This is a genomic window from Paenibacillus sp. FSL M7-0896, assembly GCF_037975415.1.
Lineage (GTDB): Bacteria > Bacillota > Bacilli > Paenibacillales > Paenibacillaceae > Paenibacillus_AQ > Paenibacillus_AQ silagei.
Map to the genome: position 1 here is coordinate 7,434,216 of NZ_CP150250.1, position 11,402 is coordinate 7,445,617.

At 51.6% G+C, this 11,402-nt stretch carries 6 protein-coding genes and 3 rRNA genes; all 9 read left to right on the forward strand.

Translation table 11 applies throughout. From position 1 onward, the window contains the following. Positions 1 to 3 precede the first annotated feature (3 nt). Positions 4 to 555, forward strand: a complete 552-nt coding sequence (folK, locus tag MKY12_RS32355; protein WP_339312205.1) for a 2-amino-4-hydroxy-6-hydroxymethyldihydropteridine diphosphokinase — start codon at positions 4 to 6, stop codon at positions 553 to 555. Beyond that, the gene (locus MKY12_RS32360; protein ID WP_036696484.1) at positions 507 to 716 is read left to right on the forward strand and encodes a helix-turn-helix transcriptional regulator; all 210 of its coding nucleotides are present in this window, start codon (positions 507 to 509) and stop codon (positions 714 to 716) included. Before folK ends, MKY12_RS32360 begins: the two co-directional genes overlap by 49 nt. A 45-nt stretch (positions 717 to 761) precedes the next feature. Then, positions 762 to 1,778 (forward strand): tRNA dihydrouridine synthase DusB, encoded by a 1,017-nt coding sequence (gene dusB / locus MKY12_RS32365; RefSeq protein ID WP_036723910.1) that lies wholly within the window; start codon positions 762 to 764, stop codon positions 1,776 to 1,778. Between the two features lie 224 nt (positions 1,779 to 2,002). After that, positions 2,003 to 2,482: a transcription elongation factor GreA gene (gene greA / locus MKY12_RS32370; RefSeq protein ID WP_036696487.1), complete on the forward strand. Its 480-nt coding sequence runs from the start codon at positions 2,003 to 2,005 to the stop codon at positions 2,480 to 2,482. Positions 2,483 to 2,651: 169 nt separating this feature from the next. Then, positions 2,652 to 4,166 carry a lysine--tRNA ligase gene (gene lysS, locus MKY12_RS32375; RefSeq protein ID WP_036723908.1) on the forward strand — a complete coding sequence of 505 codons (1,515 nt, stop codon included), beginning with the start codon at positions 2,652 to 2,654 and terminating at the stop codon, positions 4,164 to 4,166. Positions 4,167 to 4,546: 380 nt separating this feature from the next. Continuing rightward, a 16S ribosomal RNA gene (locus MKY12_RS32380) occupies positions 4,547 to 6,107 on the forward strand. Between the two features lie 250 nt (positions 6,108 to 6,357). Beyond that, a 23S ribosomal RNA gene (locus tag MKY12_RS32385) occupies positions 6,358 to 9,284 on the forward strand. Between the two features lie 78 nt (positions 9,285 to 9,362). After that, positions 9,363 to 9,479 (forward strand): 5S ribosomal RNA (gene rrf / locus MKY12_RS32390). The 16S, 23S and 5S rRNA genes sit together here, the layout of an rRNA operon. A 358-nt stretch (positions 9,480 to 9,837) precedes the next feature. Then, on the forward strand, positions 9,838 to 11,295 hold the full coding sequence (gene guaB, locus MKY12_RS32395; protein WP_339252716.1) for an IMP dehydrogenase: 1,458 nt from the start codon (positions 9,838 to 9,840) through the stop codon (positions 11,293 to 11,295). Positions 11,296 to 11,402 lie beyond the last annotated feature (107 nt).

Consider the following 11,402-nt stretch of genomic DNA (forward strand, 5'->3'; position numbering starts at 1 on the left):
CTGATGAACATACCTTCTACCTCTGAGGCATCAGAGGCTTATATTGCTTTAGGGGCTAACCTGGGTGACCGTCAAGGCACCTTGAGAGAAGCCCTGCACCGGCTGGAGCTTCACGACAAGATTGAAGTTATGCGCACCTCCCGGGTCTACGAGACGGAGCCTGTCGGATATCTGGATCAGCCTCAGTTTCTTAACATGGCGGCTGTTCTGCGCACCACACTAGCACCGGAGGAGCTGCTTCATGTGATGCTGGACACGGAGACCCAGTTAGGCCGGGTCCGGGATGTGCGGTATGGACCGAGAACGGTAGATTTGGATTTGCTGTGGGTAGAGGGGTTGACCCTGGACACGCCGGATCTGACGCTGCCTCATCCGAGGATGCTGGAGCGGGCGTTTGTCCTTCTGCCGCTCAGCGATATCTTATCGCAGAACGAAGAGTCTTCCGGTTTCCGCAGATTAATTACAACAGCGCTGCAAGACATAGACGGAAAGGCAGGAATTCGCCTGTGGACAACAAACGTATGGGAATGCGGGTCAGAGCGTTCCGGAAGCTGAAGGGCTACACGCAGCAGGAACTGGCGGATTCTGTCGGAATATCACTTGCTGTGCTTGGCGCAGTGGAGCGGGGCAACAGACGTTTGGAAGATCAAATTTTAAATAAAATTGCGGATTTTCTGGAAGTGACGGTAGAGGAACTGGCCCATCCGGCACCCTAAGACCGGGCTGAACGTTACAAATTGAGGTAGGGAAGTGATTGGGCCATGCTGAAGATTGGTGATATTGAATTGAAGAATCAGGTCGTGCTGGCGCCTATGGCTGGTGTATGTAACCCGGCATTTCGTCTGATTGCCAAAGAATTCGGGACTGGCCTGGTCTGTGCGGAGATGGTTAGCGGCAAGGCGATCGTACATGGCAACCAGCGTACGCGTGAGATGCTCTTTGTCGATGAGCGCGAGAAACCGCTGAGCCTGCAGATTTTTGGCGGTGACCGGGAATCGCTGGTGGATGCGGCGAGAATTGTCGATAAAGAGACGAATGCCGATATCATCGACATTAATATGGGCTGCCCGGTGCCCAAGGTGACCAAATGCGATGCCGGAGCACGCTGGCTGCTGAATCCGGACAAAATCTATGAGATGGTATCCGCAGTAGTGGAGGCCGTGGACAAACCGGTCACCGTGAAAATGCGGATCGGCTGGGACAGCGAGCATATCTTCGTTGAAGAGAATGCACGTGCGGTGGAACGGGCCGGCGGAGCGGCGGTCAGCGTACATGGGCGGACCCGCGAGCAGCTCTATACGGGACGTGCCGACTGGAATTATATCCGTATGGCTAAAGAGGCAGTATCGATCCCGGTAATCGGCAATGGAGATGTGAATACGCCGGAGGATGCGCGGGCGATGCTGGACCAGACCGGCTGTGACGGTGTAATGATCGGGCGTGGCGCACTGGGCAATCCGTGGATGCTGTACCGGACGATTCAATATTTGGATACCGGTGTTCTGATGCCTGAGCCTGGCGCTGAAGAGAAGATTAAGGTAGCCATTCTTCATATGGACCGCCTGATTGCTCTTAAGGGTGAAGCTGTGGCTGTCCGCGAGATGCGCAAGCATCTGGCCTGGTATTTGAAGGGCTTTAAGGCGGCGGCACGCGTGAAGGACGTTATTATGGAAGAAACGAAACGTGACGAGATGGTGCGGATTTTGAATGATTTTGTCGGTCAGCTTAAGCAGGATGAGGAGCAGAACAGCGCGGATAGCGAGCTTTTTGCCGTATGAGCCTCACATATTCCTGGGACTAAGCCCCGTTCCTGTGTGCTTTATTGATTATTGCTAAACATTATATGGGGCGTCATTGACATTTTGTAGCGGTTCCAATATAATTTCACAGTATAAAATCGCCGTTACAGCAGGAGCAATGGTGAAGGAGGGTTCTGATCCCTCCGGATTCGCATATAGTATGGTGTTTTCAATAAATGTATACGACAGGAGAATCGGTTAAGATGAGCGATAAAGAAGTCATCCTTACACCGGACGGACTTAAGCGTCTGGAAGAAGAACTGGAGTTCCTCAAATCCGTTAAACGCCGCGAAGTAGCGGAACGTATCAAAGTGGCCATCGGCTACGGAGATATCAGTGAGAACTCGGAATATGAAGACGCGAAGAATGAACAGGCCTTCATTGAAGGACGGGTTCTTACTTTGGAGAAGATGCTCCGCAATGCCCGTATTATTAATAGCGATGAGATCGTGACAGATGTGGTAAGCATTGGAGTAACGGTGAACGTTGAAGATATGGAGTATGGCGACATTATGGAGTACACCATCGTGGGTACTGCCGAATCCGATCCGCTGAACAACAAAATCTCCAATGAGAGCCCTGTAGGCAGAGCGATCATCGGCAAGAAGATTGGTACGATTGTGGATGTTAGTGTCCCTGCAGGCGTCATTCAATATAAAATTCTTGATATCAAAATGAAGTAAGACGGTTCCGAAAGCTTCCTTAGGGAAGCTTTTTTCAAAAGATATGAATACCAGCCGTAAAATATGGGTGAACACATACAGCTTATATTTTGTACCGGAACGGACTGTCCTCTAGATCGGGGCGGAGCCGTTTCTTCTTTTGTATAGTGAGTAAGAGAGGATGAAGAACATGACGGAAGAAATCAACAACGTCGAAGCTACAGAGAATGAATTAAGTGAATTGCTGCAGATCCGCCGGGGCAAGCTGGACGAGCTCCGCGCACTCGGGATCGACCCGTTTGGCAAGAAATATGAGCGTACCGCTGCTGCAGGCGATCTTCTGGCCAAATACGACGGGCAAACCAAGGAAGAGCTGGACGAGCTGGCGCTGGAGGTTAGTGTGGCCGGACGAATTATGGCGAAACGGGTCATGGGCAAGGCAAGCTTTTCTCACATCCAGGACCTTAGCGGCAAAATCCAGATCTATGTGCGCCAGGACAGTATCCCTGAGTCGCAATATGCAGCCTTCACGATCCTTGATCTTGGCGATATCGTCGGTATCCGGGGAACCCTGTTCAAGACAAAGACCGGCGAAACCTCTATTAAAGTGGATAACCTTGAGGTGCTGTCCAAGTCCTTGCTTCCGCTTCCCGAGAAGTATCATGGTCTGAAGGATGTAGAACTCCGCTATCGTCAGCGTTATGTGGACCTGATCATTAACCCTGAGGTACAGCAGACCTTCATCATGCGTTCACGGATTATCCAATCGATGCGCCGTTATCTGGACTCGCTGGGTTATTTAGAGGTGGAGACTCCGACCCTGCATGCCATCGCTGGCGGAGCAGCGGCCCGTCCGTTTATTACACACCACAACACGCTGGATATGCAGCTGTATATGCGGATTGCCATCGAATTGCACCTGAAGCGTCTAATCGTCGGCGGTCTGGAGAAAGTCTATGAGATTGGCCGTGTATACCGTAATGAGGGTATTTCAACACGCCATAATCCGGAATTCACAATGATCGAGCTGTATGAAGCGTATGCGGATTACAAGGACATTATGCATCTGACAGAGAGTCTGATCGCTCATATTGCCAGCGAGGTGCTGGGCTCCCAGGTAATTAATTATCAAGGACAGGAAGTGGATCTGTCTCCAGGCTGGCGCCGCGTTACTATGGTAGATGCCGTTAAGGAAGTAACCGGAGTAGACTTCGGTGTTCAGATGACGGATGAAGAAGCACAGGCTCTGGCTAAGGAACACCGGGTACCGGTAGAGAAGCACATGACCTTTGGACATATCCTGAATGCGTTCTTCGAGCAGTTTGTTGAAGAGACGCTGATTCAGCCGACATTCGTAATGGGACATCCTGTAGAGATCTCACCGCTTGCCAAAAAGAATGAAGAGGACCCGCGCTTCACCGACCGGTTCGAGCTGTTCATTGTGGCCCGCGAGCATGCCAATGCGTTCAGCGAGCTGAATGATCCGATTGACCAGCGTCAGCGCTTCGAAGCACAGATTCACGAGAAAGAGCAGGGCAATGATGAAGCCCATGAGATGGATGATGATTTCATCCGCGCTCTGGAGTACGGCATGCCGCCAACAGGCGGACTGGGTATCGGTGTAGACCGTCTGATCATGCTGCTGACCAATTCAGCATCTATCCGTGACGTGCTGCTGTTCCCTCATATGCGTAATAAAGACTAAGGATTTCTCTGATTCCAGACCCGGATAACCAAGGGAGCTGCTCAGGCAGTTCTCTTGGCATCGGGGATTGAATACTCTGGTCAAATGATTTAGAAATAATGCTTGCAATGAATGTCTATCCGTGATATATTCTATTTCTGGCCGCGAAACATCAACGCCTGGCTCGAACAAGAAGTTGAAAAAAAGAGCTTGCATTGATCGGCTGGATGTGATATATTATAAGAGTTGCTGGTGACGACAACATCGACACTAACGACGAGCTTGATCTTTGAAAACTGAACAACGAGTGAGTATCGGAGATCGCTTCGGCGAGATCCAAAAATGAGAATGTAAATTCTCGTCAGATGTTTCAAAATGAGCAATCGCTCTTTCTAAATACCAATTTGGAGAGTTTGATCCTGGCTCAGGACGAACGCTGGCGGCATGCCTAATACATGCAAGTCGAGCGGAGTTTGAGAGGAAGCTTGCTTCCTTTCAGACTTAGCGGCGGACGGGTGAGTAACACGTAGGCAACCTGCCCTCAAGCCTGGGATAACTACCGGAAACGGTAGCTAATACCGGATAATTTCTTTTTTCTCCTGAGGAGAGAATGAAAGGCGGAGTAATCTGCTGCTTGGGGATGGGCCTGCGGCGCATTAGCTAGTTGGTGGGGTAACGGCCCACCAAGGCGACGATGCGTAGCCGACCTGAGAGGGTGAACGGCCACACTGGGACTGAGACACGGCCCAGACTCCTACGGGAGGCAGCAGTAGGGAATCTTCCGCAATGGGCGCAAGCCTGACGGAGCAATGCCGCGTGAGTGATGAAGGTTTTCGGATCGTAAAGCTCTGTTGCCAGGGAAGAACGTCCGGTAGAGTAACTGCTGCCGGAGTGACGGTACCTGAGAAGAAAGCCCCGGCTAACTACGTGCCAGCAGCCGCGGTAATACGTAGGGGGCAAGCGTTGTCCGGAATTATTGGGCGTAAAGCGCGCGCAGGCGGTTATTTAAGTCTGGTGTTTAAACCTTGGGCTCAACCTGAGGTCGCACTGGAAACTGGGTGACTTGAGTACAGAAGAGGAAAGTGGAATTCCACGTGTAGCGGTGAAATGCGTAGATATGTGGAGGAACACCAGTGGCGAAGGCGACTTTCTGGGCTGTAACTGACGCTGAGGCGCGAAAGCGTGGGGAGCAAACAGGATTAGATACCCTGGTAGTCCACGCCGTAAACGATGAGTGCTAGGTGTTAGGGGTTTCGATACCCTTGGTGCCGAAGTTAACACAGTAAGCACTCCGCCTGGGGAGTACGGTCGCAAGACTGAAACTCAAAGGAATTGACGGGGACCCGCACAAGCAGTGGAGTATGTGGTTTAATTCGAAGCAACGCGAAGAACCTTACCAGGTCTTGACATCCAACTAACGAAGCAGAGATGCATCAGGTGCCCTTCGGGGAAAGTTGAGACAGGTGGTGCATGGTTGTCGTCAGCTCGTGTCGTGAGATGTTGGGTTAAGTCCCGCAACGAGCGCAACCCTTGACTTTAGTTGCCAGCAGGTGAAGCTGGGCACTCTAGAGTGACTGCCGGTGACAAACCGGAGGAAGGTGGGGATGACGTCAAATCATCATGCCCCTTATGACCTGGGCTACACACGTACTACAATGGCCGGTACAACGGGAAGCGAAGCCGCGAGGTGGAGCCAATCCCAGCAAAGCCGGTCTCAGTTCGGATTGCAGGCTGCAACTCGCCTGCATGAAGTCGGAATTGCTAGTAATCGCGGATCAGCATGCCGCGGTGAATACGTTCCCGGGTCTTGTACACACCGCCCGTCACACCACGAGAGTTTACAACACCCGAAGTCGGTGGGGTAACCCGCAAGGGAGCCAGCCGCCGAAGGTGGGGTAGATGATTGGGGTGAAGTCGTAACAAGGTAGCCGTATCGGAAGGTGCGGCTGGATCACCTCCTTTCTATGGAGAATCGTCTTCTGCAATGAAGACATTCAAATCGGAAGCTTTGCTTCCACAATAGAACCCTTGGGTTCGAATACTCACTCGTTGGTCAGTTTTGAGAGTTTAAGCTCTCAAGTAAGAAACTTGATCCTTGAAAACTGGATACCGAAACGAATTTGCGTTTTAGAACATTCCTTTAAGCTGAACTTGTGTAAACAAGTTTCATATTAATGGCGATACTAGCGATTTTCCTTAGGGGAAACGCATTGGTTAAGCTACTAAGAGCACACGGAGGATGCCTAGGCGCCAGGAGCCGACGAAGGACGTGGCGAACAACGAAACTGCCTCGGGGAGCTGTAAGCAAGCTTTGATCCGGGGGTGTCCGAATGGGGAAACCCAGCTGTGGTAATTCGCAGTTACTCATTTCTGAATACATAGGAAATGCAGAGGCAGACCAGGGGAACTGAAACATCTAAGTACCCTGAGGAAGAGAAAACAATAGTGATTCCGTCAGTAGCGGCGAGCGAACGCGGAACAGCCTAAACCAAGGGGCTTGCCTCTTGGGGTTGTGGGACGTCTCACATGGAGTTACAAAGGAATATGGTAGGTGAAGAGGTCTGGAAAGGCCCGCGATAGAGGTAAAAGCCCTGTAGCCTAAACTGTGTTCTCTCCGAGACGGATCCCGAGTAGTGCGGGGCACGTGAAACCCCGTATGAATCCAGCAGGACCATCTGCTAAGGCTAAATACTACCTGGCGACCGATAGTGAAACAGTACCGTGAGGGAAAGGTGAAAAGCACCCCGGAAGGGGAGTGAAATAGAACCTGAAACCGTGTGCTTACAAAAAGTCAGAGCCCTCTTTATGGGTGATGGCGTGCCTTTTGTAGAATGAACCGGCGAGTTACGTTTAACATGCAAGGTTAAGGTGAGAAGCCGGAGCCGCAGCGAAAGCGAGTCTGAATAGGGCGACTCAGTATGTGGACGTAGACCCGAAACCGTGTGATCTACCCCTGTCCAGGGTGAAGGTGCGGTAACACGCACTGGAGGCCCGAACCCACGCATGTTGAAAAATGCGGGGATGAGGTGGGGGTAGCGGAGAAATTCCAATCGAACTCGGAGATAGCTGGTTCTCCCCGAAATAGCTTTAGGGCTAGCCTCGGTGAATGGAGTGGTGGAGGTAGAGCACTGATTGGGTGCGGGGCCCGCAAGGGTTACCAAGCTCAGTCAAACTCCGAATGCCATTTACTTCTTGCCGGGAGTCAGACAGTGAGTGCTAAGATCCATTGTCAAAAGGGAAACAGCCCAGACCATCAGCTAAGGTCCCCAAGTGTGTGTTAAGTGGGAAAGGATGTGGAGTTGCACAGACAACCAGGATGTTGGCTTAGAAGCAGCCACCATTGAAAGAGTGCGTAATAGCTCACTGGTCGAGTGACTCTGCGCCGAAAATGTAACGGGGCTAAACACACCACCGAAGCTATGGCTAGATGCACTAGCATCTGGGGTAGGGGAGCGTTGTGTAGGGGTTGAAGGTGTACCGTAAGGAGCGCTGGACACTACACAAGTGAGAATGCCGGTATGAGTAACGAAAAGATCAGTGAGAATCTGATCCGCCGAAAGCCCAAGGTTTCCTGAGGAAGGCTCGTCCGCTCAGGGTAAGTCGGGACCTAAGGCGAGGCCGACAGGCGTAGTCGAAGGACAACAGTTTGAAATTACTGTACCACCGTAATCCGCTATGAGCGATGGGGTGACGCAGGAGGGTAGTGACGCGGACTGATGGATGTCCGTCTAAGCAGTGAGGCTGGTGTGCAGGCAAATCCGCACATCGTTAAGGCTGGGCTGTGATGGGGAGCGAAAATTATAGTAGCGAAGGTCATGATCTCACACTGCCAAGAAAAGCCTCTAGTCAGGAGAAGGTGCCCGTACCGCAAACCGACACAGGTAGGCGAGAAGAGAATTCTAAGGCGCGCGGAAGAACTCTCGTTAAGGAACTCGGCAAAATGACCCCGTAACTTCGGGAGAAGGGGTGCCTCGGTAGGGTGAATAGCCCGAGGGGGCCGCAGTGAAAAGGCCCAAGCGACTGTTTAGCAAAAACACAGGTCTGTGCGAAGCCGCAAGGCGAAGTATACGGGCTGACGCCTGCCCGGTGCTGGAAGGTTAAGGGGAGCGGTTAGGAGCAATCCGAAGCTGTGAACCGAAGCCCCAGTAAACGGCGGCCGTAACTATAACGGTCCTAAGGTAGCGAAATTCCTTGTCAGGTAAATTCTGACCCGCACGAATGGCGTAACGACTTGGGCGCTGTCTCAACGAGAGATCCGGTGAAATTTTAATACCTGTGAAGATGCAGGTTACCCGCGACAAGACGGAAAGACCCCATGGAGCTTTACTGCAGCTTGATATTGAATTTGGGTACGATCTGTACAGGATAGGTGGGAGCCGTGGAGGCAGGAGCGCAAGCTTCTGCGGAGGCGCCGTTGGGATACCACCCTGATCGTATCTAGGTTCTAACCTAGTGCCCTCATCGGGTACGGGGACCGTGTCAGGCGGGCAGTTTGACTGGGGCGGTCGCCTCCTAAAGAGTAACGGAGGCGTTCAAAGGTTCCCTCAGAATGGTTGGAAATCATTCGCAGAGTGCAAAGGCATAAGGGAGCTTGACTGCGAGACCTACAAGTCGAGCAGGGACGAAAGTCGGACTTAGTGATCCGGTGGTACCGCATGGAAGGGCCATCGCTCAACGGATAAAAGCTACCCTGGGGATAACAGGCTTATCTCCCCCAAGAGTCCACATCGACGGGGAGGTTTGGCACCTCGATGTCGGCTCATCGCATCCTGGGGCTGAAGTAGGTCCCAAGGGTTGGGCTGTTCGCCCATTAAAGCGGTACGCGAGCTGGGTTCAGAACGTCGTGAGACAGTTCGGTCCCTATCTGTCGTGGGCGCAGGAAATTTGAGAGGAGCTGTCCTTAGTACGAGAGGACCGGGATGGACGTACCGCTGGTGCATCAGTTGTTCCGCCAGGAGCATGGCTGAGTAGCTACGTACGGACGGGATAAGCGCTGAAAGCATCTAAGCGTGAAGCCCCCTCAAGATGAGATTTCCCAATTAGTAAGACCCCTTGAAGACGACGAGGTAGATAGGTTGGAGGTGGAAGTGCAGCAATGCATGGAGCTGACCAATACTAATCGGTCGAGGGCTTATCCAAAATTTCTAACACGCAGATTCGTTTCGGATTCAGTTTTCAGGAATCAAATTCCTGAAGCATTTACGCTGTAAATGCCCGTTTGGTGGCGATAGCGGAGGGGTTCCACACGTACCCATCCCGAACACGACCGTTAAGCCCTCCAGCGCCGATGGTACTTGGACCGAAGGGTCCTGGGAGAGTAGGACGTTGCCAAGCACACATGACCACTGTTGAGAAATCAACAGTGGTCTTTTTGTATATCCGGTGGTGCAGCCGAAATTTGTTCTATTGTCCACTGGAGACGGACTTTAGTCCAAGAATTCGCTTACCGGAGGGCGGATTGCCTAATCCCTTCACAGAGCGGTGTAATATTCTTGACAGGCCAAATGCCCTTTGCTAAGATGGACAATAATATATTTTTGGACAAGCCTCTCAAACCTTAACAAAAGACACAATTATGTATAACTCCCAGGCCTCTACTGCTGTCTATCGGGTATGGACTTGACGCAGGAGTTTCTTTATTCATAAGTTGGCGGGCGGGTAGAGAAAAGAATTTAGAGGAGGAATGACCCAGGTGTGGGAAGATAAGTTTGGTAAAGAGGGATTCACTTTTGATGATGTGCTGCTGGTTCCGCGTAAATCCGAGGTATTGCCTAAGGAAGTGGACTTAACCACTGTACTCAGCAAGAATGTGAAGCTGAATATCCCTTTGATGAGTGCAGGTATGGACACAGTCACAGAAGCCGCTATGGCGATTGCTATCGCCCGTGAGGGCGGGATCGGCATCATTCATAAGAATATGTCCGTGGAGCAGCAGGCAGAAGAGGTGGACCGTGTGAAGCGCTCAGAGAGCGGGGTTATTACCAATCCATTCTCACTTACGCCGGACCACTGGGTATCCGATGCTGAAGTTCTGATGGGCAAATACCGCATTTCGGGTGTGCCTATCGTAGATGAACAGGGCAAGCTTGTCGGTATTCTGACGAACCGCGACCTGCGTTTCATCCATGATTTCAATATTCAGATCAAAGAAGTGATGACTCATGAGAATCTCGTTACAGCTGCTGTAGGAACCACTCTTCAGGAAGCGAAAGGCATTCTGCAGCGCCACAAGATTGAGAAGCTGCCGCTGGTAGACGAGCATAATATTCTCAAAGGTCTCATTACTATTAAAGATATAGAGAAAGCTATCCAGTTCCCCAACGGTGCCAAGGATTCTCACGGACGTCTGCTGGTTGGAGCGGCAATCGGGATCTCCAAGGACACGCTGGAACGGACTGAAGCACTGGTAAAAGCCGGTGTGGACCTGATTACCGTGGATTCCGCACATGGCCATCACATCAATATTATCGATGCAGTGCGTAAGCTCCGCGAGACTTATCCTGACCTAACCATCGTAGCTGGTAATGTGGCTACAGGCGAAGCTACCCGGGAATTGATTGAAGCAGGAGCCTCCGTAATCAAGGTGGGTATTGGTCCAGGCTCTATCTGTACTACCCGCGTAATTGCCGGTATAGGCGTTCCGCAGGTTACCGCGATCTACGATTGTGCGACAGTAGCCCGTGAATACGGCATTCCGGTGATTGCAGACGGAGGAATTAAGTACTCTGGAGAGATTACCAAGGCCATCGCTGCCGGTGCTGCTGCAGTCATGATGGGAAGCCTGTTCGCCGGTACGGAAGAGAGCCCGGGAGAGTCGGAAATCTACCAGGGACGTAAATACAAGGTATACCGCGGCATGGGCAGCATGAGCGCCATGAAGCAGGGCAGTAAAGACCGTTACTTCCAGGATGATGATAAGAAGCTGGTACCGGAAGGCATTGAGGGCCGAGTCGCTTTTAAAGGGCCATTGTCTGACACGGTTCATCAATTGATTGGCGGACTGCGCTCCGGTATGGGCTATTGCGGAACGAAGACATTAGAAGAGCTGCGCAATGATACCTCCTTCATCCGGATCACTGGAGCAGGCCTGCGTGAGAGTCATCCTCATGATGTACAGATCACCAAGGAAGCTCCGAACTATTCTCTATAAGCCGGGAAGAATCGCCTATTTTGTTGACAGGCAGGACTAATTTAGTCCTGCCTGTCTTTTTTTGCAGATACCCCTGTGTTAGAATAGAACAAGCACTGATTTGAGGA